The sequence below is a fragment of the Streptomyces sp. NPDC093261 genome, from assembly GCF_044753645.1.
GTDB lineage: Bacteria > Actinomycetota > Actinomycetes > Streptomycetales > Streptomycetaceae > Streptomyces.
This window is the reverse complement of record NZ_JBIVNO010000012.1, coordinates 149,905-172,511: the sequence shown is the minus strand read 5'-3', so window position 1 is coordinate 172,511 and position 22,607 is coordinate 149,905. Positions and strand designations below refer to the sequence as shown.

The following is a 22,607-nucleotide window of genomic DNA, read 5'->3' as shown; positions in this document are numbered from 1 at the left end:
GGTAAGGGTGACCGGCGGAGAAGTCTCGCTGTGCGACCGCCCATCAGACGGGACCAGTGGGGGGACGTCCCACAGCCAGGACACCCTGCGCCGCGACGTGCTGCACGCACGCGCGGCCGCGCCTCCGCACGCCGGATCGTACGGACCCTGCTGTGGCTCGACCTGTGCATCGGCACCGCCTTCGTCGCCGTCTGCGGGCCCCAGTGGCCTTCCACGCCTGTTCCCACGTGCCCTGGTCGCTGTTCGCGGTGATGGTTCTGCCGCTCGTGGTCGGGACGGCGGCGACGGTCGCTGACGCCGTCAGCGACCGAGGCACTGACCTCTTCGGCCTCATGCCTCGTGCAGCCGGTCCCGCATCCGCTCGACCGTCCGGCAGATCCGCAGGGCGGTGTCCGCGGCGGCGGTGTGTCCCTGGCGGCCGAGCAGACGGCTCAGCAGATCCCAGCCCCCGGCCTGCTCCGGGGCCAGAACCAGGGCGGGGAGCAGCGCGGTCAGCGCGGACTCGACGCCTACCTGGGCGGCCAACGTCTCCGCCCGCAGCCCGTGCGCGAAGTCCAGCCAGGGGTAGCGGCCGAGCATCTCGTCCAGAGCCCTCAGGTCCGGAGCGCGCGGGCCCTGTGCGAGGTGGGCCCACAGCTCCTTGTCGGTGATGGGCGTCGTCCGGTAGGCGGCCGGGTCGTCCACCCTGCGGAGCGTGGGCCAGGGGTCGACCAGTGCGGTCACCGTGCGCCAGCTCGGCCGCAGCCACACCGCCGGAACCCGGGGCGCGTTCCTCAACGACTCCGGGAGCAAGGCCCGTTCACGGGCGAAGCGGCTGCCGGTGGTGTCTCCGCGTCGACGGAATTCCTCCTCCAGATCGCGCGTGTAGTTCACCGCCTGGCCCATACCGCCGAGTTCCAGTGCGGTCCACAGCGTCGGGAAGTCCGCGTGCAGCTCCTCGAACTGCGCGCATACCGTCTTCAACCCGAGCGGGAGCCGCACCACCGCATGCCGCAGTCCGCTCAGACAGGCGCTGCCGGCGCAGGTGACCGCGGCCAGCGCCGTCGACCAGGAGTCGAAGTCGGTGGCGGCGCGGACCTCGTCGAGCCGTGCATGCGCGTACGTCAGCAGCCAGTTGACCGCGCGCTGGGCAGGACGGCTGAGCGTCGGTACGGGCTCCTCGGGCCAGTCGAGGGGACCGCGCACCCACTGGTCGGGCGAGGCGGGCAGTGCCTCACTGGTGAAGACCCGGGTCAGAGCACCGGCGGACAACGTGTCCTCCCCTGCCGCTCGCAGCAGCAGCGCCACGGCGTCGCCGGCGGCGGACACGTCCACCACCTGCCCTGTGGTGGCCAGCTCGACGACGAGCCGTACCGCGGCCGGTACGGCGTCCTGCGCGTCGGTGGCGACGCAGTGCCACAACGCCGCACGCAGGAGCCGGTCGATCAGCGCGGCCCGCCGCCCCGCGGCCTGCTCCGGGGTCTCCTCCGCGTCCTCGCCGGGGCCGGAGGTCTGCCAGCGGAGGAAAAGCTCGCTGACCCACTGGCTCGGCGTGAGCTGCGGCCATCGCGCCGTGTATCCGGCGAACGGTGCTCCGGCCTGCGCGGCCGGCCCGGAGACGATGAACGGGAGGTCCGGCCCGAAGCGTAGCCCGATGCCCTGCTCGGCCAGCAGGGTCACCGCCAGCAGGACGCGGTTCCGGCGCCGCTGGTAGCCGGTCGAGGGCGGGGTCATCCGGTGGTAGTCGAGGGCCGCTGCCTGCCGCCCGGCGAGCAGTGCCTCCGCGAGCAGTATGTCGATGATCTCCAGCAGCGGCCCGGCGCCCGGCGCCGGGGAGGTGACCAGTCTGGGGCCGCTCAAGAGGCCAGTCCCGTCAGGCCGATGGTGGTGACGATGTCACCGAGGTTGGCACGCGTGGTGTCGAACGCCCGCAGCAGCCATTCCCGCGCCGAGATCCGATCGGTGCGCACATGCTCGATCCCCTGCCGGTACAGCTCCAGACCCAGGTCGTCCAGGTACTTGCCTGGTTTGGCCGTGGCGCTGACATGGCCGATCAGTGCCAGCACCCGGCGCAGGCGCTGCCGTACCGCGCGTTCGTTGTCCAGCTCGCCGAGGGGCAGGTACAGCGCCTCGCACTCCTCGGCCAGGTCGTCCAGGACGACCAGGCCCGGGAGTGGTGGCATCGGTCGTCCGTCGAACAGGGCCCGGACCATCCGGTACGAGGGGTGGACACCGACGTCCAGATCCACCCAGGAGCGCAGCGAGTCAGCACCCACCGGTACCGCGATGGGCGCAGGTTCGTCGAGCGTGAACAGCACCAGCACGTCGGGGCCGCTGTCGTCGGCCAGCGTACCGGCGCGCACATAGTCGGCGACCTCGACGTCGCGGCTGTGGAACGCCAGGAAGCAGTACGCCCGGGCGAACTCCCGCAGCCGCCGCAGGTTCTCCGGCCGTAGCAGCTCGTTCAGGGCCCGGATGTTGCCGGTCTGGTTCCGGACGTCCGCCGCGGCTTCCTCGATCAGAGCCGCCAGGGACAGTACGTACATTCGCTCCCCCGTAGCGTCGAGCACCATGCACTCCAACGGGCCCTCACCGCACCCCTGTTGAGCACCATAGCCGCTCTTCGTACGGAGTCGCCGGGGAACTTCCCTGCTGCCACTCGGCCACCTCGCCTGCCGGAGCGGGCGGGAACACCGGGGCCGGCTCCGGCGCCCGACCCGACGGCGGGGATGTCACCGCGCTGATCGCGGCGTTCCGAGAGCGCGGCCGCAAGCCCCGGTGGGGGTTCGCGCCGGATGCCGCACCTGCCGTCGTGCCGCGCCCCGAACGCACGGACGAGCGCTGGCTAGGATAAGGCATGAAACCGAACTCACGGCATCCTGAAACGAGTTGGTCCCGGCGGCGCACGGCGGTTCTGGCTTCCTTGCTGAGTGCGGCGGCCCTCGGATGGACTGTGGTCGCACTGAGCGTGCACACGACCGGCTCGGCCGCACTGGAACCTGACAGTGTGACCGATGCCGACATGGCCCGGCTGGGCGCTGCCGTGATGGCCGGCATTGCGGCGGTGGCCGCCGGACTGTGGTGGCGCCACTGGGCAACCGTACGTCGGCTGATGACCGGCGGAGGCTGGGCTCGTGCGGCGTTTGCCGTCTCCGCCGTCCACTCGATGTTCGTCGTGCCGGTGATCGGGCTCGCCTCGTGGGAGTGGAGTGCCCCTGCGATCCTGTTCACGTGCGCGGTGATCGCCGCCGGTGTGCGGGAAGCCACCTGGACGAGCGCACCGGCCACCGGGGTCGTCGCTTCGGGGTGACGACGCCATGGCGGGGCCGACACCACAAGCGGGCGCGGGCGGGGCATCGCCGCCTCGGACACGGCCGCACTGACCGAGGCCGTGCTCGCCCGAGGCGCACGATCGGCCTGGCTGGAATACTCGGGTGAGGGGTTCCGCCGGGTCTGCGAACGCCTCGGCTACCGGCCTCGGGGCACTCGCCTGTATCGGGCGCTTGAAGGATGACACCGGAGCGGAATCCGCGCCGGGGACGGAACGTTTACATACATATGAGTGATCCGTTCAGTAATGTCGCATTCCCTGCCTTCGAACCCGAAGCGGCCCGTGAGCTGCTCGCGGCGGAACGCGCCGACACGCTCGCGCAGATCGACGCGCTGAGCCGCGAGTTCGACGGGATCGTCGCGGCTAACGCCCTCGTGGCAGTCGATGACGAGCACGATCCGGAGGGCTCGAGCACCGCCTTCGAACGGGCCCATGTCGCCGCTCTGCTGGCGCAGGCTCGTGAGCACGTGGCCGATCTGGACCGCGCACTGGAACGCCTGGAGCGAGGCGAGTACGGACGGTGCGAGGGGTGCGGCGAGCCGATCCCCCGGGAGCGCCTCGAAGTCCGCCCGGCGGCCCGTACCTGTGTGCGCTGCGCGACGTCCCCGTCTCGTTGAGTGACGCTTCGGCGGACGGGTGGGCTTCCGTCAGGACAACGCGTCCGAGAGGCGGACGAAGGTGTGGCCGGTGGCCAGCAGGTGGGGCACCGCGGCTGCGATGCCCCGGGCGGTGCCCCCTCCGGGGTGGTTCATATGGCACAGCACGATGGATCCGTCATGGGCTGACGCGACGGTGGTATGGACCTGTTCCGGGGTGAAGGTGGCGCCCCCGTCACCGTTGACGGAGAAGCTGACGAAGCGCTCGTCGAGGTCGGTCACGATCCGTGCCGCGACGTCGTCGCAGTACGCGGTGCCGGACCGGAAGAAGCGCGGCGGAGAGCCCAGCAGCCGGGTGAGTTTGGCCTGGTTGCCGGCGATCTCGTCGTACACCTCGGCGGCGTTGCGGGTGCCGGGGATGCCGTAGGCGGAACGACCGGTCACCGACAGCGGGCGGTGACGGGTGCCGTGGTTGGCGATCTCGAACAGCGGGTCGGCGGCCAACTGGTGGAAGACCGATGGGTTGGCGTCGATCCAGCGGGAGTTGAGGAAGAGGGTCGCCGGTACCTTCCGCTCGCGGAGGAAGTCGATCAGCGCCCGGTCGTAGCCACTGCCGCCCGGTCCGCCGCAGGCGTCGAAGGTCAGCGCGATGGCGCGTTTGCCGGCGGGGAGCGCGCGCACCACTCCGGGCGCCTCGAAGCCCCAGGTGTGGGGTACCGCGTGGCCGTATCGGGCGACGATCTCCGCGCGGGTGACCACGGGTGCCGTCCGGGACGGGCCGGAGGAGGGGGAGCCCGTGGCGGGCGCCGCGGGGGCGGTGGGGGCCGAAGGCGAACCGGAGGCCGGGACGGTGTCGCCCGATGTGCTCTTCGTGTTCTTCCCCGGGCCCGAACAGCCCGCGAGCACGCTGCCCGCCAGGGCGGCCAGCAGCGCCCGGCGCCTGGGTGTCATCCACTCCCCCACCTGGTCGAGGTTGATCGACGGGAGTCCACACCCGCCTCGGCCACCGTACGGGGTGGAGATGCCGTGACCGGGCAGGCGACGGACAAGAGATCCCCAACGATCCTTTGTGGATCATTTGCTGTGCCGTTCGCGACGCCATGGATCCCGACGTCTTCTCCTCGTGCCGCCGGGCTGCCGTTCGGCTGCGGGCCGAACCCGGTCAACGGGGTTCGACGCCCGGCGATGTGTCCGCCGATCCGGGCCGACAGCCGACACAGTGTCGGCGGATGGGGCGCGGAGAGCCCCGCTAGGGTCGCGCCATGGCCCACAGCTTCGTAGTCCACATCCCCGACGCAGAGCTCGAACCAGAGCCGCTCGACCCGGCGCAGATCGTGTCCGGTACGCCGGAGGTGACCGGCAAGGTGATCTGGGAGTCGGAGGACGGCCGACAGGTGCGGGGCATCTGGCAGATCACATCCGGCGTCGTGACCGACACCGAGGCGAACGAACTGTTCGTCGTGATCAGTGGTTCCGCGACGATAGAGGTCGAGGGAGGCCTCACGCTGCGCGTCGGGCCGGGCGACATGGCGGTGCTGCGCGAGGGCGACCGTACGACCTGGACGGTGCACGAGACACTCCGCAAGGCGTACGCGATCAGCCTGTGAACGGCGGGAATCCCTCCCCTCGGCCGCCGGCCCGATGAGGGCTGGTGGCCCTGCCGTGCCGCCATGCGGCCCCCTGCTGTCGCTGAATCCCCGCGGAATTGTCCGCGAACGGTAACGGACGCATCCCCCGGTCACCTTCCTCCGTCCTGACGGGTGCACGGAACCCACGGAGACGGCAAGGAACGGGGCTGACATGGTGTGGCGTGGACGACAGGGATGGCACGGCCGGGTTCTCGCGGCGGCGGTCGGCGTGACGGCGGTGGCCGCCGCCACGTCGGTGTGGTCCGCGCAGGCCGGCCCCGTCGGGACTCCGCAGGCCCGCGCGGGCGTCTCCGCGCCCTCCGCCGCACCCGGCGCCCGTTCCCAGGGCCGGGCGGGGGTGCCGCTCTCGGCGGCCATCGCCCATGCCTCGGACCGCGGCGCCCGGGGCGTCAACATCACCATCGATGACGGCCCGGACCCCGTCTGGACGCCGCGGATGCTGCAGGTGCTGCGGGACAACGGCGTGAAGGCCACGTTCTGCATGGTGGGGCCGCAGGCCCAGGCCCACCCGGACCTGGTCAAGGCGGTCGTGGCGGCCGGGCACCGGCTGTGCGACCACACGGTGTCGCACGACACCACCATGGACAAGAAGTCCGACTCCTACCAGGCACAGCAGATCCTGGACGCCGCACGCATGATCACCGAAGCCTCAGGGGGCGTGCGGCCGCTCTACTACCGGGCGCCGGGCGGTGCCTTCACCCCGTACAGCCGCCGGCTCGCCGCCTCCCACGGAATGCGTCCGCTGGGCTGGAACGTCGACTCCAAGGACTTCCAGCGGCCCGGTACGAACGCCGTCGTCGCCACGGTGCAGAACGAGATCTCGAACGGCCCGACCGTCCTTTTCCACGACGCCGGCGGCGACCGCTCCCAGACTGTGGCCGCCCTGCGCGAGGTCCTGCCGTGGCTGAGGCAGCAGGGGTACTCCTTCGGCTTCCCCGTGCGCTGACCGCGACTCGAACGGCGGGAACGACCCGTACCGCCCGACTCGCCGGGCGGTACGACGCAGAGACGGGCGCGGGGCGACACCACCGCGGGCGGCCCGGCCCGGCCATGGGCCCCGTCGGCGGCCGGCTCCGCGGTCCGCTCGACCGCCCACCCTCCCAAACTTCATGGGGCGCAAAACGGGCACCCGTCCCTGTGGACGCCACGTGTACACCGCCGAGGCGAGGAGGTACCAGATGACCGAGTACGAGCGTTCGCGCACCATGCCGGCGCTGCCCGAGCACGTCTTCGACCAGGCCGCCAACATCGACCAGCTCGATGGCTGGCTGCCGAGCGCACTGCACGTGCGCGCCGAGACCCCGCCTGCGGTCACCGTGCATGACGATCACGCCGAGCAGGACATGTCCGCGCTGCTCAGCGCCCGCCCGGACCAGATGCGGATCGAGTGGGGCACCCGCGACGAGGGTTCCTATGCCGGGTGGCTCCAGGTCGCCGGCCTCGGCAGCGGGGCCAGCGAGGTGACCGTGCACCTGTCGTTCTTCGACGATCGTCACGACCCCGGTGAGCGGCCCGTGACCGAGGCCCTCGACAGCAGTCTGCAGCGCCTGGAGGAACTGGTGCGGCTGCGCACCGAGAACGCGGCCGGCTGAGGCGACGGGCCGGCAGGCACCGAGCCCACCACCGACAGCGCCCTGCCGGGCTGCCTCGCCCCGGGCATCCGTGCGTCGACAACGCCACTCACAACGCCGCGGGCCCGCGTCCGCGCGAGGACTGTCTCACCGTCATGAGCCGGCAGAACGCGCCGGAACCGGTCGGCACGGCCAAGCTCACCCCCGGCTACCCCCTCCCGGCCGCTGTGACCTGCACACCGTCGGCCCCGTCGTCGACGGTCCCGTGCGCCCGCCGCACGAACACGCGCCGGCCGCCGCGTCCCGCTCCCGACCGGGCGGCCTATGTGAGTGCCTTGGCCGAAGCCCCTTGACTGGCGCACCCGCGCGTCCTCGGTCATGCCACGGGCGGCTGCCGGGCGTGCGGATTCGGGGTTGTCGGCGGGTTGACAGCCCAAAGTGTGAGTGGTTAATTACTCATAACCTCACTGAGCGGCTAATCACTCACCTCCGGTGAACGCCTCACACCACCTAGGAGCCAGCCATGCAGACCACCGAGATGGTCCTTCCCTCCGTCGGCGAGCCCGAGTCCCTTCAGGTCCGCGTGCGGCAGCTGCCCGAGCCGGGGCCCGGTCAGGCGCTGGTTCGCGTGGAGGCCAGCGGGGTCACGTTCGCCGAACAGCAGATGCGGCGCGGCAAGTACTACGACATGCCCGCCTTCCCCTTCGTTCCCGGTTACGACCTGGTCGGCGTCGTCGAAGGGCTCGGCGCTCCGGTTCCGGGCGAGACCCGGCTCGCGGTCGGGCAGCGGGTCGCCGCCCTGACGAAGACCGGCGGTTGGGCCGATTACGTCCTGCTCGACGCCGCCGACCTCGTGCCCGTCCCTGACGGTGTGACCGCCGCCGACGCCGAGACCCTGGTCACCAACGGCGCCACCGCCTGGCGCATGCTGCACCGCACCGCGAACGTGAAGCCCGGCGACACGGTGGTCGTCCACGGTGCCAACGGGGGCGTGGGCAGCGTGCTGGTGCAACTGGCCCGCGCGGGCGGCATCCATGTGATCGGCACCGCCTCGGCCCGCAACCAGGAAGCCGTCCGCGCTCTGGGCGCCGTCCCCGTGGACTACCGCGGCGATATCCCCGCCCGGGCCCGCGAGCTGGCCCCCGACGGCGTGGCCGCCGTGTTCGACCACGTTGGCGGCAAGGGCATCGAGGACTCCTGGCGCATGCTCGCCCCCGGAGGCACGCTCGTGTCCTACGGCAGCGCCTCGACCCGCGACCAGTCCGGCAACGGCACCCTCACCGTCCTCAAGCTCGTCGCCCGGCTGACGCTGTGGAACCTTCTTCCCAACGGCCGCAACGCCCACTTCTTCAACCTGTGGGCAGGCAGGAGCCGCCACCCCCAGCAGTACCGCGCCCAGCTGCGCGACGACCTCGCCGAGGTCTTCGCACTCCTGCGCGCCGGAAGCATCACCGCGCGGATCGACCGGGTCTATCCGCTGGAGGAGGCCGCCGCAGCACTCCGGTACGCCGAATCCGGCCAGGCCGTCGGCAAGGTCGTCATCGCCCCCGGCGCCGGGCGGAGCAGCGGTTCCGCCCAGTGACGCGCTCGCTGGGCCCGTCATCCGCAGAGATCTGCGCTTCGCCGCCGTTTGACTCGGGATCACTTCACTGACCGTCAGGCAGGTGGTGGCGATGCCGACCGGAGCGTGGACGCAGGAGCCGGCCGGCGTGGTGATCGGGGCGGGGCCGACCGGGTTACTTTTCAGTCTGGAGGCACCCGGAGGGAGTACGGTCTCGCTCCCTTGCCGTGTCGTGCGGTGGTGCGGGGCGGGGGTCGGGTTGAGGGTGATGACGTTGCCGCTGCGCTCCCGCTGTGCCGGCGTGGTGCCGGCCTTCGCGGCGGCGGCGAAAGGACTACCTCATGCGAGTGACCCGGACCATGTTCGCCTCCGCGGCAGTTGCCGCGGCCGTCGCGTTTTCCGCTCCCGCCGCGCACGCCATGTCGCCGGCCGGGCTTCGGGTTGCGGACGGCGGTACTTCCTACGGCAGCCATGAGCACGACCCCGGCGGGGACCGCCATGGCGGCAGGCACCACGACGAGGGCGAGGACGCCCAGGGCGAGGCCCAGGGCGACGCGCAGGGCGGATCCGAGGCCGACAGCGACGCCTCGGCCCAGGGCGGCGCCGAGGACGGCACCTCCGAGCACGCCGAGCAGGGCGGCAGCCACCACGAGGCCGGCGGGCAGGAAGCCGGCCAGCAGGCAGGCGGGCAGGAAGCCGGCCAGGGGGCCCGGCAGGCGCCTCGCGGCGGTGTCCGCGCCGGCGGCGGGTTCCTCGCCCTGGCCAGGGACCACCACGGCGACAAGCAGGGAGGCAAGCACCACGAGGAGGGTGCGGACGCCCAGGGAGACGCCGCGCAGGGCGGACCCCAGGAGGACGCTCAGGGTGGCGGGCCTCAGGAGGACGCGCAGGGTGGCGGATCTCCGGAGGAGGGGCAGGGCGGACCCGAGGCTGACAGCGACGCCCCGGCCCTGGGCGGCGCCGAGGACGGCAACTCCGAGCATGGCGAGCAAGGCGGCAGCCACCAGGAGGCAGGCGGGCAGGAAGCCGGCCAAGGGGCCCGGCAGGCGCCCCAAGGCGGCATCCGCACCGGCGGCGGTGGCCTGGCCCAGTCCACCAGCACCAGCGGTCTGGCAGCAGGATCGATCCTGCTGCTGGCCGGCCTGGGGGCGGGCGCCTATATGCTGCGCCGCCGCAACGCCTCCGGCGTCACGGGGGCCTGACCGGCTCACCCCTCGCTCGGCAGCCATACGGCCGCGGGCACTGTCATCCCCCAAGGAGCGACAGCGGCCGCGGCCTCCCGGTTCACCGCGGACGGTCCGGTGTCCACCGCAGGGTCATGTCGGGCAGGTTCTCCATGTTTCCGCGGCCGTCGCCGGTGGCGAGGACGCGGAAGCCGTGACGCTCGTAGAACGTGCGCGCCTCGGTGTTCTGCTGAAAGACATGCAGGGACACCCCGTCCGGGCTGTGCCGTCTGACCTCGTCGAGCAGGGCCGTCCCGATGCCCTGCCGTCGCATGTCCGGCCGGAGATAGAGATGTTCCAGCGTGTCGCCCTCCAGGGCGGCATAGCCGACGATCCCGGTCTCCCGCACGGCCACCCACACACGGCACGTCCTCAGCACCACTTCCTCGATCCATCGGGTCACCTGCTGGTGATCGCGTGTCTGGGGAGGGAGATACGGCATGGCGGCCGCACGCGACGTCATGTGCACGCGTGCGACCACCGCCGCGTCCGCCGTGGTCGCCGGGCGGATCCGGACACTGTTGTCATCACTCACGGCGGGAAGGTACAGGGCATCCGGCCCGCGATCGAGCGACATACCAGGTCGTTCGGTGGCCCGCCGTGGGTGGCGGGCAGGTGGGCGACAGGCAGTGGCCCAAGCCCCCGCACAGTGCTGTGGCGTACGGACTCGTCGTGCCGTCCCCCGCCCGCAGGGCTACAGGGGTGCTGCCGACGTATCGCACAGTTCCCGGTGGCGGCGGAGTTCGGGGATGTCGGCGTCGGGGAGTGTGAGTGCGCGGTCGAAGTCCGCGCGTGCCAGGTCCCTACGGCCGTCGGCGAGATGGGCGATGCCCCGGTTGAGCAGGACGTCCGGGTCGTCGCCGACGATGTCGAGTGCGGTGGTCAGGTCCGCGACGGCCCTGCTGTTCCGGGACTGGTGGAAGTGCACAACGGCCCGGTTGATCAGTGCGGCGGGGTAGCGGGGGTCTCGTTCCAGGGCGGCGTCGAACGCTGTGAGGGCCTGGTCGTAGTTCTCCCGCTGAAGGAGCACGGTGCCCTTGAGGCACAGCAGTTGCACTTCGCCGGGGTGGACCACCAGGCCGGTGTCCGCGTCGGCCTCGGCGCCGTCCAGGTCGCCCGACTCCAGCCGGAGTTCCGCCCGGGCGACCCGGGAGTCGAGGTCCCCGGGCTCCATCTCCAGCACATAGGTGAAGTCGTCGAGCGCGCCCCGGAGGTCGCCGGTCTGGACCCGGGCCGTGCCCCGGTTGTAGTACAACTCAGGGAAGGGGGGCGCGAGTTGCACGGCCCGGTCGTAGTCGGCGAGGGCCGCGTCGAAGTCACCGCGCTCGCGGGAGATCCTGGCTCGTTCGGAGAGATAGTCGGTGTAATAGGGGTCGAGGTCGACGAGCCGGGTGTAGTCGGCATAGGCGTCGTCCAGCCGTCCCAGTGCGACCAGCAGACGGGCCCGGTTGTAGAGCAGTTGGGAGCGGTGCAGGACCCACTGGTCGTCGTCCATCTCCTTGTCGAGCCGGGTGATGCACGACTCCACGAGATCAAGGGCGCGGGTCCGGTTGCCGCGGTGCATCTCGACCAGGGCCAGGCCGTTGTCGTGGAAGACAGTGAAGGTCAGGCGTTCGGCCGGGTCCGGCAGGATACCCGCGATGGCGACGGCGTTGTGCTGCCACTGCAACGCGAGTTCGTGGTCACGTGGCCGCAGGAAGCGGGTGTGCAGCATGGCGATCGCATAGCTGGTCATCATGTGGATCTTGGGGTTGGTGAAGCGGCGCAGCAGGTCCTGGTACAGCTCCATGGACTGGGCCAGCCGCCCGATCGGGATGCACGCCGCTGCCGCCTCCCGGGTGAACTCCCAGTAGTCGTGCTCCTGGCTGACGGGATCGCTGACGCCCCGGCCGCGCAGGCCCAGGTCCACCACGGCTGCGGAGAAGCCGGTGGCGACCGCATGGCGCTGGGCCGCGAGCAGGGCGGACCGTCCCGCTCCCGCGGGGTCGCCGCCACGCTCGCGGTGGTACGCGATCGCGCCCATCCGCACGCCCCAACTCGCCGTTGCCTCCAGGCTGTCGGCGCGTCGGTCGTGCAGGCGGGCGACTGCCCGCCGGTCGGCCTCCTGGTATCCGCGCAGCGCTCGCGGGTCGTCGTCGGTGCAGTCACTGTCGACGTACAGCGCCGCCCATTCGAGAGCGCTGCGGTGCACCTCCGGGGCCGGGTCGCTCGCGGGAGCCCGGAGAGTGCCGGCCGTTGCGGCGAGCGCGGCCTCCAGTTCGTCGGACAGTGTGTCGGCGGTCGTGGAGATCACCACCCGCAGCAGGCGCGGATCCGCCCGGCGCAGCAGCAGGGCCAGCAGCTCCTGGGTGGTCGCCTCCGCGGCGTGGACCTCCTCGAAGGCCAGCTCCAGGGCGCAGCCGGTGTCGGCTTGGATCCGGTGCGCATAGTCGAGGAGGAAGGTGACGACGCCCTGGCTCATACAGCGGATCATGCCGGAGCCGAAGAAACGGGTGCGCTCCTTGAACGAGGCCTCGTCGGCCAGCGTACGCGGGGGCGGACCGATGAGCTGCGCCAACTCGGGCATGCCGTAGAGGAGTTCCACCCGGTGGGATTCGACCAGCTCGGGCCAGCGTCGTCGGGCCTCGGGCAGCACGGACCGCAGCACGGTGTCGATGCCGGTGTAGGGGCCGCGCAGACGCTGGTGACAGCGGACCACCAGTGCCTTGCCGGTACGGTTTCGGATGAGGCGGAGGCGGTCCGCGCGCCGGTCGCCCACGATCCGGAGATGGCCCATCATGCGAGTTCAACCTCCGCCGAAGGGGATGTCTGGGGTGTGGAGAGCTTTTTCTCCCGGCGCTTTTTCCTGGACAGCACGACGAGTGCAGCCACCTGGGCGGCGTTCATACACAGGGACAGCACGGCGTCCCAGAAAGCCGCATTGACGTGACCGGAGGTGATGGCCTGCCGGGCGATGCTGAAATACTGGATCGTCACCGGGATACTGACGAAAACGGTGATGCCGGCCAGCGTGCCGTATCCGAGCACGATGAAAGGGCCGTAGAATTTTCCGATCCGCCGGTCCCGCGGTGTCCACTGCTCCTCGTCCACGACACGGTTGGAGCGCCCCGACAGACGCCACAGACGGTTCTTCAGGAGCGTCATTCCGGCGTCGTGCAGGTCATAACAGTTCCATGCGGTGGCCGCCACGTAGTAGAGGTCGGTACGCAAATAGAGCTGGAACTGCCAGAGAACGCGGACCACCACCGTGAACGCCAGGGCGAGACAGACCCGGGCGGTCAGGGAGAAGGAACCGTCGGGATCGCGTGTCGCGTCGGCGACGAGTCCGAGCGCGCCCAGGACCACGCCGTCGCAGACGATGCCCGCGAGAAACGGGAGGTAGCGTTTCGCACGCGGAACGCTGAGCAGCCCGTTGATCTGCGTCTCGGCCACGATGTAGGTCAGGCGGTTGCTCAGCCGCAGCCGGGTCGGCAGCCCCAGGCGGCGTCCGGCGAGGATGTGGAATCCCTCGTGAAGCAGCAGAAGGGGGACCTGACCGAAGGTGATCACCAGCTGGACCACGAGGAGGGAGTGCACGAAGAAGATCTGGGACGGGTGCGGGGCCAGGTCCGTGTGGCGGCCGACGGCCCAGGTCCAGCCGCCGACCACGGCCAGGTAACACGCCCACGCCGGCAGGGAGAAGGCGGCGCGGCCCAGTCGGCGCAGGCGCACCGGCGCGGGTGGAGCGCCCTCCGGCTGTTCCTCTCCCTCGCGGACGAAGCCGAGCTCCTGCAACGTGGCCACGAAGTCGTCCAGGTCGACCGGCTCGTGGAAAGCCGATGCGTACCAGTCGGCAGCGGCGCTCAGCGGCATGCCCTGCGCAAGCCGTTTCAGCAGCTCCGCTCCGTCGGCCGGGAAGACCGCGTAGGAGCCGGTGTCGAGACGGCCGACCACGACGTCATCGCCTTCGGGTACGAAACTCAACTCGTGCAGCAACAGGCCGCCATCGGCCACAACCCCTCCCCTACGATCGGCGCAGGCGACCCGGGTGCGCCGCCATCCGGCGCACCCGAGCGCAACTCCTGGAGCGTCGAGCGTGTTACGCGGCGGCGCTGTACGGGCACTGACAGGCGGCCGACGTCAGGCGCACATCGCCGGCGCGGCGCACGGCAATCTTCTTGACTCCGGCCTTCTTGCCCATGGCGACAGTGGACTTCATCTCAGATCCCCTCTCATCGGATGTTCGCCGACCGGCGGTCGACGGCAATCAAAAGTGTTGCCCCCGGCCACCAAATACAAGGTCGTGTTCGAGCCATTCGGCACGTGCGACATGTTCTCCATGGAAGACAACGATGCCGGGAAACGATTCAACGACCTTGCCGGGAAGGAATGTCGCGGGGGACGACGGATTCCGTCGCCTTCCTGCCGCCGACATCGTTGCCAGTACTCGAGGCCGACTCTCTTCCCACATCAGAGGACGACTGAGCCGGTGCGGAAGCCGAGAATCCGCTCACCGTGCCGCTACAGAGCGCATCGTCACCGCATTCCGTTTGTCGCGGATACCACCTCCGGAAAGGGCTGATCCAATGATCGACCATTCATGAGACGACGACCGAGCCGTGATGCAAAGGTATTCGATGGCGGCAATGGGAATGCGGGCGCCCGCGCTCCTCCGTGGCACAGGCCGGAGGGGATCTTCCGGCGAAAGCCGCCACATGGTCATGTCCCCGCGGCAACTGTGGCGTTGTCAGGTGATGACCGCACCACCGGTGGGCGGACATGGGGCGGCGGCCCATGAGGGCTTCGGTTCTCCGGATGGGGCGGCCCCGCTCTTCGGATGGCTCGTGGGGCGGCTTGGTGTGGCGTGGCCGGAAGTGACGGTCCTGGCACTGGCTGCGCTGGTCGGGGCGCGCGGCGCGGTTGCCTTCGGTCGGTCCCGGGAGCGACAGCGGTGAGTACGCTGATGATCGCTTGTCACGTTTCCCGGCAAGGAGAGGAGTTCCACGGTGGTCGACGAGCCGATCCTGGTGCTTGCGGCAACGGGCGGACAGGGCAGGGCCGTGACCGACGCCTTGCTGGACCGCGGGGTCCGGGTCCGGGCACTGGTGCGGGATCCCGGTCGGCCGGCCGCGCGCGAACTGGCCGATGGGGGCGTCGAGGTCGTGGCGGGGTCCTTCGATGATCCCGAGTCGCTTGCCGCGGCGATGACCGGGGTGGCGGGAGTGTTCGCGTTCACGACGCCCTTCGAGTCCGGCGTGGAGGCCGAGGTGGCCCAGGGCCGGGCGATCCTGACCGCCGCGCGCGGGGAGCGCGTACCGCATCTCGTGTTCAGCTCGGTGGCCGGGGCCGACCAGGACAGCGGGGTACCGCATTTCGAGAGCAAGGCGCGTGTGGAGGCCGAACTGACCTCGGGCGATGTGCCGTACACGATTCTGGGGCCGACGTATTTCTTCGACAACGCCCTTGGCGGAGCGGAACGCATCCTCGGCGGGGCGCTCGAGCTGCCGTTGCCACCCGATCGGCCCCTGCAACAGCTCGCCCGGCCCGACCTCGGTGCTTTCGCCGCCGAGGTCCTGCTCAACCCCGGTGCGTACGTGGGCCGGCGCATCGAACTGGCCGGCGATGCGCCCACCCCCGCCCGCATGGCAGCCACGCTGAGCGAGGTCCTGGGGCGTGAGGTTCGCCATGAGCAGGTGCCTCTGGCGGCGATCGGGAATCCGGACATGCATGCGATGTGGGCGTTTCTGAACGGGCCCGGGTATCGCGTCGACATCCCCGCTCTGCACGGCGCCCATCCGGAGATCCACTGGACGAGCTTCGCCGACTGGGCACAGGGCACGTTCGCGGGCGCCCGCTGACGCGGCTCGGGAGGCCACGCGCCACCGTACACAGGTCACGCGCCCCGGCCGGCGTAGGCGCCTGTACCCATCGGCCCCGGGGCGCCGGCGAGAAGTCGAGTCTCACTCCGGTCGCCTCGGCGGGTTCCCCGGCTGCGGCTCTCCCTGACTTCGGCGGTATGCGCCGGGCGGCATTCCGTAGCGTGCCTTGAAGGCCCGGCTGAAGGCGGCGGCATCGGAGAATCCGGCGCGAAAGGCGATCGCGGCGACGCTCCGGCCGGCCAGCAGTGGGTCGGTGAGATCGGCTCGGCAGCGCTCCAGGCGTTGCTCGCGGATGAATCCCGCGACGGTCCTGCCGTCCTCCCGGAACAGGTACTGCAAGGCGCGCAGCGAGATGTGGTGGGCGGCGGCCACGGCCGTGGGAGTGAGCTCCTGCTCGCCGAGCCGGGCCCGGATGAAGCACTTGATCTGATGCAGTTGCGCCACCCTTCGCGCCGCACCGGTGCGGGCTCCGTCGGCCTCGCACAGACCGGCCAGGAACGCGGTGGTCAGGTCGAACACGGCCGATGCGAGCCGGGGGATGTGACCCGCCTCGACCTTCGGCCCCTGCTTGACGAGCCCTGTGAGCAGGTCGCTCAGCAGAGCACCGGTGCCCGTCCTGGACGGCAGTTCGGTGGCCACCAGCCGACGCAGCCTCTGCTCCGGAACGGGCACCGCCTGGCGGGGCAGATGCAGCACGATGGACTGTGCCACGTCGTCGGTGGCGACCGATGCCCAGTACGGCTGCGAGGTGTCGTAGAGGACCAGGTCTCCCGGGCGTGGGTCGACTCGGTTGCCGCCCTGCTCCCGTTGCATGGTGCCGCGGACGACCAGGGCCAGCGCCCACAGTTCCGGGTCGGAACGCCGGATGAGGCGTCGGGTACGGATCGACTGCATGGTGGGAAAGGCGACGCTGGAGACTCCGATCCGGTCGCCCAGCGACAGCAGCCTCGCCGAGGCGCGAAAGTCCGGGACGTGCTCGGTGACGATGTCGTGCGGTGCCATGTCGCGGGCCACCAGGTCGCAGAACCAGCCGAACCGCTCCGGTGCCGGCAGGTCCCGGCTGGAGAGCGTGACCACCATGCGGCCCCTCCCGTCTTGGCAGCCGCCACAGCAGGGTGGCGAGGTGCTGATCGCGCCGCCTGTGCATGGTCGTGCGCCGGGGGCGGTCCGGGAAGTGGTTTATGCGTCAAGGACAGCCATGGCGCGCACGACGGCCGCCGGGGGCGCCCCCGGGCCGATAACGATGAGGAACTCGCCTGCGGGGTGCGCGGAACGTCAACCGTTCCTGCGCTGTCCGTCAATGACCCGCGCAGTGCCGGGCGGCGAGGATGGGACCCGTCGGCGACATCGGGAGGACCGCGGGGGCGACCGCGGACCTCCCGCACCGGCCGGGCGGAGCCCGAGGAATCCAGGGGGAGATCCTCGGGCTCCTCCCGGCCCTGGAGCGTGGGCGCCTTCGCGCGCTCCGCTCCGCACCCCCTACGTGATCCGCATCACGCGCGGCACCCTCAGAGCGCGCGCAGAACTCCCACGACCTTGCCGAGAATCTTCGCCTGCTCGCCGGGGATCGGCTCGTACGCCCGGTTGCGGGGCATGAGCCACACCTGACCGTCCTGCCGGCGAAGCTGCTTGACGGTGGCCTCGTCCTCGAGGAGGGCGGCGACGATGTCGCCGTGGTCCGCGCTGTCCTGGCGACGGACGGTGACGATGTCGCCGTCACAGATCGCCGCCTCGATCATGCTGTCCCCGGACACGGTGAGGGCGAACAGGTCGCCGTCGCCGACGAGCTGGCGCGGCAGCGTGTAGACGTCCTCGACCATCTCCTGCGCGAGCAGGGGCGCGCCCGCGGCGATCCGGCCGATGAGCGGCACGTCCACCGCGGCGGTCGGGCTGCGATCCAGGTCGGGGGCCCAGGAGGCGCGTACGCGATAGGCGCGCGGACGGTTGGGATCGCGGTACAGGACGCCCTTGCGTTCCAGCGCCATCAGCTGATGGGCGACGGAGGAGGTGCTTGCGAGGTGCACCGCCTGGCCGATCTCCCGCATCGACGGCGGGTAACCCTGCCGCCGGACCGTGTCGGAGATGAACCGCACGATGTCCTGCTGGCGGCCGGTCAGCCCGCCCTCGGCCGTCCGGATGCCCGGCGGCCGCCCTCGGCGTACCGGCTCACTGTTCTCCATTCCGGGCACCTCCGTACAAGATCTCGCAGAGCGAGACCATAACCCGCCGACCCCGGAAAATGAAACACTCATTCGCTTCCGTCACCCGGGAGGCGGCGGACGGCAGGCTCAGGGTCGTCCGCAATCGCGTTCTCCCGGGCTCGGGGAGCACCCCCGGCGCTTTGTTCGCTTCACTCCTCGATACCGTCGATATCGTCGTCCGCGGCGGTCGGCAGATCGTTGTGTCCCTCGCTCCAGTGGTTGACCCATCCGCACACTCCGCAGGCGTATCGGCCGTTCACCCCGGAAACCTCGCTGCCGCATTTGCGGCACTGCGTCTGGGTGATTTCCTGCGAGGCCAGGAACTCCACCGCCGGCATCGGCGTCTCGGGCGCGATCTGCTTGCGTTTCATGAGGCGGACCCTACCCACGCGATGGCGGAGTGCAGGGCGATGGGCCCCACGCCGAGGGCACGGCACCGCCGACGACGAGGGCCGCGCGGCCGACCACACCACCCGCGGTCGGCAGACGCTCACCGGCACGGCGGCATCCGGGTCGCCGTGACCTGACGCTCCGTGCATGCTGGAAGCAGGTGGAGCGCCCCGCCCCGTCACAGGTGAGCAGGGACCCATACGGCGGCCGACTCACCGCGCCCCTGGAGTCGGCCGCCGTGTCATGGGCTCGGAGCCCGGGCGGCCCGACACCGGCGCCCACGCCTCCCCGAGATGATCCGTGCCGGATGAGTTGATCACTGAACGGCTGCGACGCGGTAACAGGTTGACCCGCACACGCCAACTCAATAGATTCCGGCCAGTTGGCCTGATCTGATGGGGATCAAGCACAGTCGAATCCCTGGGGGGACGAAAATGAACTGGTACGTGGACGTACTGAAGAAGTACGCGGTTTTCAACGGGCGCGCCCGTCGGCAGGAATACTGGATGTTCGTCCTGTTCAACGTGATCATCAGCGTCGTGCTGGCCATCGTCGACTTCGCTCTGAACACGAGCATCCTCGGCCTCCTCTACACCCTGGCCGTCCTGCTTCCCGCCCTCGGTGTCGCCGTCCGCCGTCTGCACGACACGGGCAAGTCCGGCTGGTGGCTCCTGATCGGCCTCATCCCCCTGGTGGGCGGGATCATCCTGATCGTCTTCTTCGCCACCGAGGGCACGCCCGAGCCCAACCAGTACGGCACGAACCCCAAGCTGACCCCTGCCGTCTGAGCCGGCCACAGCGTCAGATCAGAGGCCCGCCGGAACGTTCCGGCGGGCCTTTTCATCGGCTCACCCGGCCGTTCGGCCGAAGCAGCGCTCCAGTTCATCGAGGTCGTAGAAAGAGCTGCCCTTGGCGATCGGCCGGCAGCCCTGCCTGAACGGGGTCTCCTTCTCGTTGTAGAGCATCCGCACGAGATAGGTGTCCCTCTTGCGGAAGACGTCCCATTGGATGTTCGCGGCCATGGGGGAAACCGACGCGCCGCGCCATGCGTTGCTGTCGTAGGCGTAGGGCCGCTCGGACGTGGCTCCCTCGGTGCTGCCGGGCAGCCGCATCAGCGCGGCGAGCGGAATGATTTCCTCTGCGTGGGTGAACCGCAGTTCGGCGCCCAGCTTGCTGGTTCCGTCCCGCTTGGCCTCGATCTGCTTGAAGAAGTCGTCGAGGAGAACGTCCGCCATCTTGTAGGTGATGTCGCCGTCCGCGAAGCTCGGACCCTTCTCGTAGAAGTCCTCGACGTCGCTGAGGTATCCGAACCAGGCGGCGTCACGCGGCGCGATGTACCGGCCCATGCGCCGGCCTCGGCCGGTCGGGCTCTCGTCGCTCATGGCCGGCGCGATGCCGTACAGGTTGTAGACGGCCTGGGCTGCGGCGACGTCGTCCGCGAGGGAGGAGAACTCCCCGTCGACGACACGCTGTACGAACGCCGGCTTGAAGATCTTCGCCAGGACACGGCGGGCGGCACGGTGGGTGGCGGGCCGGCCGGCGATGTCCTTGAGGGTGTCGGCCAGGCGCTGGTCATGCGCGAGCCAGTCCCGGTAGGCCGCGCCGCCGGCGGACTTGTGGAAGTAGAGGAGGTCCTTGTCGACGCGGGCGGGCCCGACCTGCGGCTTGAGCTCCGGATCGGTCTGGGTGAGGGCGTCGGTGAAGACGGTCCCGCTGTCGACGACTCGTCCCTGCCCGGAGCTGACCACGTCGATGGGCTCGCCGTCCCTGGCGATGGTCTCGAACAGTCCCGGCAGCCGATGGGCCATCCGTACGGCCGTCCCCTGCAACTCCCGCTTGCCACGTCCGCTGAGGTTGCCGTACCCGGTCTTCTCCATGGCGGCGAGCAGGGCACGCACGTCCGGGCCGAAGTCCTGGCCGAGGCGGGTGAGTTGTCCGTCCTGGCGGGCCTGGTCCCACAACCGGAGGATCAGGTCGCCGTCCTCGCTGTCGGTGGCCGCACGGGATCCGTGGCGGGAGACGTTCTCGGTGAAGACGGGCACGAAGCCCCGGGGGGCTCGCTGATACGTCCACGGATCCTGCTGGGGCTCGTACGACGCCTTGGTGCCGTAGCTGTCGCGGATCCGCTCGGCGACGCCGTCCGCGGCATGCGCGGGCGCGGATCGGGCGGGCACGGAGGCCGTGAACAGGCTGGACAGAGCGAGGGCGAGAGCCGGGGCGGCTCGCCTTGCTGAGATGGTCATGGGCATAAGCCCATGCTGGTCGGCGGGCGTGAACAGGCGATGACCGAAGGGTGGCCAGGGCCACGGGGCCAGGGGCGCCCTTCCGGCCACGTCCCGGGCCGCGCCTGGCCTGCGGCAAGTCCGCCGGCTCTGCCGCCCGTTCGGACGCCGGGCGACGGCTGACGGACCGGACGGATCGTCCAGGTGATGCGCGAATGTCATGTCTGCCGAGTCCGCCGCGAACGGGTCCGCCCACGCGGCATGAGATGGGGACGGTGCTGGGCGAGGGCTGAGGAGTCCTGATGCGGCGTCTGGTGGGTACGAAGTGGGTGACCGCCGTATCATCGCGCCGTTTCTGACCTGATCTCCTGTGGTGATCGCCGGGGCCGGCGGTACGGTGAGGGCAGCCGGGGCTGCGATCGGGGGACGGATGTCGCGTAGAGCGATCGTCGTGGGTGCGAGCGTGGCCGGGCTGCTGGCCGCCGCGGCCTTGACCGACGCGGGCGATGAGGTGACCGTACTCGAGCGCGATGTACTGCCGGACGGGCCTGCTCCGCGCAAGGGCTTACCCCAGAGTCGGCATGCCCACATTCTGTTGACCAGCGGGCTGAACGCGATCGAGGCTCTTCTGCCCGGCCTGAGGCTGCGTCAGCGGGTGCTCGCCGCGGGTGGCCGCGAGATCTCGCTCACCTCGGGTGCGGTGATGCTGGGTCCGGAGGGGTGGTTCCGGCGCTGGCGCCACGACAGCCACCCCATGCTCACCTGTAGCAGGGATCTCCTGGACGCGATCCTGCGGGAGGCGATCCTGGACCGTCCCCCCATCGCACTGCGCCGTGCGCAGGCCGTCTCCCTGCTGGGATCGGCGGACCGTGTCACGGGTGTACGCATCGCCGACGCACAGGGCGCAGAGGAGGACCTGCACGCGGACCTGGTCGTCGATGCCGGCGGGCGCGGATCACGTGCCGTGCGGTGGCTCGGCGCGCTCGGCATCACAGGGATCCGTGAGGAGGTCGTCGACTCGGGGGTCGTGTACGCGAGCCGCGTCTACCGGATGCCTGACGGGGCGGAGAAGTTCCCCCTGATCCTGGTGCAGCCCGACCCTCTGGACCCAACGCCCGGTCGTGCGGCGGCCCTTGTCCCCATCGAGGGCGGGCGATGGCTGGTCAGTCTGAGTGGCACCCGCGGTGGTGAGCCGACGGATGACCCCGCGGATTTCGTCCGCTTCGCCCTCGGTCTACGGCATCCTCTGGTCGGCCGGCTCATCTCGGGTGCCGAGCCCCTGTCCGAAGTGGCGCTCAGCCGGAGCACCCGCAACGTCCGCCGCCACTTCGAGGGCGCCGCCATCTGGCCCGAGGGCTTCGTGGTGCTGGGTGATGCCGCCGCCGCCTTCAACCCGGTCTACGGGCAGGGCATGTCGGTGGCGGCGCTGGGCGCGCAGGCGCTTCGCCGGGAGCTGGGCGGGGCCGATGCGGCAGGGCCGGGCGTGGCGCGCCGGATCCAGTGCGCCGCCGCAAAGGCGGTGGACGCGGCGTGGTCACTGAGCAGCTCGCAGGACCGGTGGTTCCCGGGAGTGCTCGGGGACCGGCCCACGCTCGCCGACCGTGTGCTCACGCGCTATGTCCGGCGTATGACGAGGGTGGCCACCAGCTCCTACCGGGTGTCCGCCGCCATGTGCAACGTCACCACATTGCAGGAGGAGGGAAGCCGGCTGCTGCGCCCCTCGCTGCTGCTCGCCACGTTGACCGGTCCGGTTCTGCCTCCGCTGGCCGGTCCGCCCCTGACGGCGCCCGAGCGCGCGGTCCTCCACGGTCTCGACCGGACGGGTGGAGGAGTGCCCGGGGCGGACGGTCGCCCCGGCTCATCGGGCTGAGCGCGCCACGCGGAACCCCACGTCGGCGATGCGGAAGGTCGGGTGGGCTGCGGCGCCGCACCGAGGCCCGGCAGCTCCCGTGCTCGTCGGACCAACCGCCGCCACGGAGCACCCGGTAGGTGCCACCCCGGCGTCGTAGGCGTCCCGGCAGAGAGC

Annotated in this window: 21 protein-coding genes and 1 pseudogene; 11 read left to right on the top strand and 11 right to left on the bottom strand. The window is 70.7% G+C overall.

Annotated features, from left to right (window positions below; genetic code table 11):
* Positions 1-330: 330 nt before the first annotated feature.
* Entirely contained in the window at positions 331-1,839 is a 1,509-nt protein-coding gene (locus ACIP94_RS24750; protein WP_402429535.1) for a hypothetical protein, read from the bottom strand.
* The gene (locus ACIP94_RS24745) at positions 1,836-2,525 is read right to left on the bottom strand and encodes a hypothetical protein (RefSeq protein ID WP_402429532.1); all 690 of its coding nucleotides are present in this window, start codon (positions 2,523-2,525) and stop codon (positions 1,836-1,838) included. The genes ACIP94_RS24750 and ACIP94_RS24745 overlap by 4 nt, the downstream gene beginning before the upstream one ends.
* Positions 2,526-2,986: 461 nt before the next feature.
* Here ACIP94_RS24745 and ACIP94_RS24740 point away from each other — a divergent pair, with 461 nt between their 5' ends.
* A complete protein-coding gene (locus ACIP94_RS24740; protein WP_402429529.1) occupies positions 2,987-3,289 on the top strand; it encodes a hypothetical protein in 303 nt (100 codons plus the stop codon).
* A gap of 248 nt (positions 3,290-3,537) precedes the next feature.
* Positions 3,538-3,927, top strand: coding sequence for a TraR/DksA family transcriptional regulator (locus ACIP94_RS24735; RefSeq protein WP_402429526.1), 390 nt, complete (start codon positions 3,538-3,540; stop codon positions 3,925-3,927).
* 30 nt (positions 3,928-3,957) lie between these two features.
* Here ACIP94_RS24735 and ACIP94_RS24730 read toward each other — a convergent pair whose 3' ends face one another.
* Positions 3,958-4,857, bottom strand: coding sequence for a polysaccharide deacetylase family protein (locus tag ACIP94_RS24730; RefSeq protein ID WP_402429522.1), 900 nt, complete (start codon positions 4,855-4,857; stop codon positions 3,958-3,960).
* Between the two features lie 311 nt (positions 4,858-5,168).
* On the opposite strand from ACIP94_RS24730, the gene ACIP94_RS24725 reads away from it, so the two are divergent.
* The 6 genes from ACIP94_RS24725 to ACIP94_RS24700 all read left to right on the top strand — a co-directional run bounded on the left by ACIP94_RS24725 (position 5,169) and on the right by ACIP94_RS24700 (position 9,889).
* Positions 5,169-5,513 (top strand): cupin domain-containing protein, encoded by a 345-nt coding sequence (locus ACIP94_RS24725; protein WP_402429519.1) that lies wholly within the window; start codon positions 5,169-5,171, stop codon positions 5,511-5,513.
* Positions 5,514-5,706: 193 nt separating this feature from the next.
* Complete coding sequence (locus tag ACIP94_RS24720; RefSeq protein ID WP_402429516.1) at positions 5,707-6,501, top strand: polysaccharide deacetylase family protein; 795 nt, start codon at positions 5,707-5,709, stop codon at positions 6,499-6,501.
* Between the two features lie 232 nt (positions 6,502-6,733).
* Entirely contained in the window at positions 6,734-7,147 is a 414-nt protein-coding gene (locus ACIP94_RS24715) for an SRPBCC family protein (protein ID WP_402429512.1), read from the top strand.
* A complete protein-coding gene (locus tag ACIP94_RS24710; protein WP_402429706.1) occupies positions 7,144-7,479 on the top strand; it encodes a macro domain-containing protein in 336 nt (111 codons plus the stop codon). The genes ACIP94_RS24715 and ACIP94_RS24710 overlap by 4 nt, the downstream gene beginning before the upstream one ends.
* 170 nt (positions 7,480-7,649) lie before the next feature.
* Positions 7,650-8,708: a medium chain dehydrogenase/reductase family protein gene (locus ACIP94_RS24705; RefSeq protein ID WP_402429510.1), complete on the top strand. Its 1,059-nt coding sequence runs from the start codon at positions 7,650-7,652 to the stop codon at positions 8,706-8,708.
* Between the two features lie 320 nt (positions 8,709-9,028).
* Entirely contained in the window at positions 9,029-9,889 is an 861-nt protein-coding gene (locus ACIP94_RS24700; protein ID WP_402429507.1) for a hypothetical protein, read from the top strand.
* An 82-nt stretch (positions 9,890-9,971) separates the two neighbouring features.
* Here the strand turns inward: ACIP94_RS24700 and ACIP94_RS24695 are convergent, their stop codons facing one another.
* From ACIP94_RS24695 to ACIP94_RS24685, 3 genes are all read right to left on the bottom strand, one after another.
* A complete protein-coding gene (locus ACIP94_RS24695; protein WP_402429504.1) occupies positions 9,972-10,445 on the bottom strand; it encodes a GNAT family N-acetyltransferase in 474 nt (157 codons plus the stop codon).
* A 159-nt stretch (positions 10,446-10,604) separates the two neighbouring features.
* The gene (locus tag ACIP94_RS24690; RefSeq protein ID WP_402429501.1) at positions 10,605-12,689 is read right to left on the bottom strand and encodes a tetratricopeptide repeat protein; all 2,085 of its coding nucleotides are present in this window, start codon (positions 12,687-12,689) and stop codon (positions 10,605-10,607) included.
* Positions 12,686-13,903, bottom strand: coding sequence for a hypothetical protein (locus tag ACIP94_RS24685; RefSeq protein WP_402429498.1), 1,218 nt, complete (start codon positions 13,901-13,903; stop codon positions 12,686-12,688). The genes ACIP94_RS24690 and ACIP94_RS24685 overlap by 4 nt, the downstream gene beginning before the upstream one ends.
* A 992-nt stretch (positions 13,904-14,895) precedes the next feature.
* Between ACIP94_RS24685 and ACIP94_RS24680 the strand changes: the two genes are divergently transcribed.
* The gene (locus ACIP94_RS24680) at positions 14,896-15,747 is read left to right on the top strand and encodes an NmrA/HSCARG family protein (RefSeq protein ID WP_402429495.1); all 852 of its coding nucleotides are present in this window, start codon (positions 14,896-14,898) and stop codon (positions 15,745-15,747) included.
* Between the two features lie 102 nt (positions 15,748-15,849).
* On the opposite strand, the gene ACIP94_RS24675 is transcribed toward ACIP94_RS24680, so the two are convergent.
* The 3 genes from ACIP94_RS24675 to ACIP94_RS24665 form a co-directional block, all read right to left on the bottom strand.
* Positions 15,850-16,848 carry a helix-turn-helix domain-containing protein gene (locus ACIP94_RS24675; protein WP_402429492.1) on the bottom strand — a complete coding sequence of 333 codons (999 nt, stop codon included), beginning with the start codon at positions 16,846-16,848 and terminating at the stop codon, positions 15,850-15,852.
* A gap of 428 nt (positions 16,849-17,276) precedes the next feature.
* Positions 17,277-17,948 (bottom strand): transcriptional repressor LexA, encoded by a 672-nt coding sequence (gene lexA, locus ACIP94_RS24670; protein WP_402429488.1) that lies wholly within the window; start codon positions 17,946-17,948, stop codon positions 17,277-17,279.
* Positions 17,949-18,118: 170 nt separating this feature from the next.
* The gene (locus ACIP94_RS24665; protein WP_402429703.1) at positions 18,119-18,307 is read right to left on the bottom strand and encodes a hypothetical protein; all 189 of its coding nucleotides are present in this window, start codon (positions 18,305-18,307) and stop codon (positions 18,119-18,121) included.
* A gap of 486 nt (positions 18,308-18,793) precedes the next feature.
* Between ACIP94_RS24665 and ACIP94_RS24660 the strand changes: the two genes are divergently transcribed.
* A complete protein-coding gene (locus ACIP94_RS24660; RefSeq protein WP_402429486.1) occupies positions 18,794-19,147 on the top strand; it encodes a DUF805 domain-containing protein in 354 nt (117 codons plus the stop codon).
* Positions 19,148-19,207: 60 nt separating this feature from the next.
* Here the strand turns inward: ACIP94_RS24660 and ACIP94_RS24655 are convergent, their stop codons facing one another.
* Entirely contained in the window at positions 19,208-20,602 is a 1,395-nt protein-coding gene (locus ACIP94_RS24655; protein ID WP_402429483.1) for a histidine-type phosphatase, read from the bottom strand.
* Between the two features lie 409 nt (positions 20,603-21,011).
* On the opposite strand from ACIP94_RS24655, the gene ACIP94_RS24650 reads away from it, so the two are divergent.
* Positions 21,012-22,451 carry an NAD(P)/FAD-dependent oxidoreductase gene (locus tag ACIP94_RS24650; protein ID WP_402429480.1) on the top strand — a complete coding sequence of 480 codons (1,440 nt, stop codon included), beginning with the start codon at positions 21,012-21,014 and terminating at the stop codon, positions 22,449-22,451.
* Here ACIP94_RS24650 and ACIP94_RS24645 read toward each other — a convergent pair.
* A pseudogene (locus tag ACIP94_RS24645) lies at positions 22,440-22,575 on the bottom strand (SUMF1/EgtB/PvdO family nonheme iron enzyme); the annotation flags it as partial. The gene ACIP94_RS24650 and the pseudogene ACIP94_RS24645 overlap by 12 nt on opposite strands.
* Between the last annotated feature and the right edge of the window lie 32 nt (positions 22,576-22,607).

What these genes read in the sequence shown, in the direction of transcription:
- ACIP94_RS24745 (WP_402429532.1), bottom strand. Translation starts at nt 2,525, where the DNA reads ATGTACGTACTGTCCCTGGCGGCTCTGATCGAGGAAGCCGCGGCGGAC.
- ACIP94_RS24735 (WP_402429526.1), top strand. Translation starts at nt 3,538, where the DNA reads ATGAGTGATCCGTTCAGTAATGTCGCATTCCCTGCCTTCGAACCCGAA.
- ACIP94_RS24730 (WP_402429522.1), bottom strand. Translation starts at nt 4,857, where the DNA reads ATGACACCCAGGCGCCGGGCGCTGCTGGCCGCCCTGGCGGGCAGCGTG.
- ACIP94_RS24725 (WP_402429519.1), top strand. Translation starts at nt 5,169, where the DNA reads ATGGCCCACAGCTTCGTAGTCCACATCCCCGACGCAGAGCTCGAACCA.
- ACIP94_RS24720 (WP_402429516.1), top strand. Translation starts at nt 5,707, where the DNA reads ATGGTGTGGCGTGGACGACAGGGATGGCACGGCCGGGTTCTCGCGGCG.
- ACIP94_RS24715 (WP_402429512.1), top strand. Translation starts at nt 6,734, where the DNA reads ATGACCGAGTACGAGCGTTCGCGCACCATGCCGGCGCTGCCCGAGCAC.
- ACIP94_RS24705 (WP_402429510.1), top strand. Translation starts at nt 7,650, where the DNA reads ATGCAGACCACCGAGATGGTCCTTCCCTCCGTCGGCGAGCCCGAGTCC.
- ACIP94_RS24700 (WP_402429507.1), top strand. Translation starts at nt 9,029, where the DNA reads ATGCGAGTGACCCGGACCATGTTCGCCTCCGCGGCAGTTGCCGCGGCC.
- ACIP94_RS24690 (WP_402429501.1), bottom strand. Translation starts at nt 12,689, where the DNA reads ATGATGGGCCATCTCCGGATCGTGGGCGACCGGCGCGCGGACCGCCTC.
- ACIP94_RS24675 (WP_402429492.1), bottom strand. Translation starts at nt 16,848, where the DNA reads ATGGTGGTCACGCTCTCCAGCCGGGACCTGCCGGCACCGGAGCGGTTC.
- lexA (WP_402429488.1), bottom strand. Translation starts at nt 17,948, where the DNA reads ATGGAGAACAGTGAGCCGGTACGCCGAGGGCGGCCGCCGGGCATCCGG.
- ACIP94_RS24665 (WP_402429703.1), bottom strand. Translation starts at nt 18,307, where the DNA reads ATGCCGGCGGTGGAGTTCCTGGCCTCGCAGGAAATCACCCAGACGCAG.
- ACIP94_RS24660 (WP_402429486.1), top strand. Translation starts at nt 18,794, where the DNA reads ATGAACTGGTACGTGGACGTACTGAAGAAGTACGCGGTTTTCAACGGG.
- ACIP94_RS24655 (WP_402429483.1), bottom strand. Translation starts at nt 20,602, where the DNA reads ATGACCATCTCAGCAAGGCGAGCCGCCCCGGCTCTCGCCCTCGCTCTG.
- ACIP94_RS24650 (WP_402429480.1), top strand. Translation starts at nt 21,012, where the DNA reads ATGTCGCGTAGAGCGATCGTCGTGGGTGCGAGCGTGGCCGGGCTGCTG.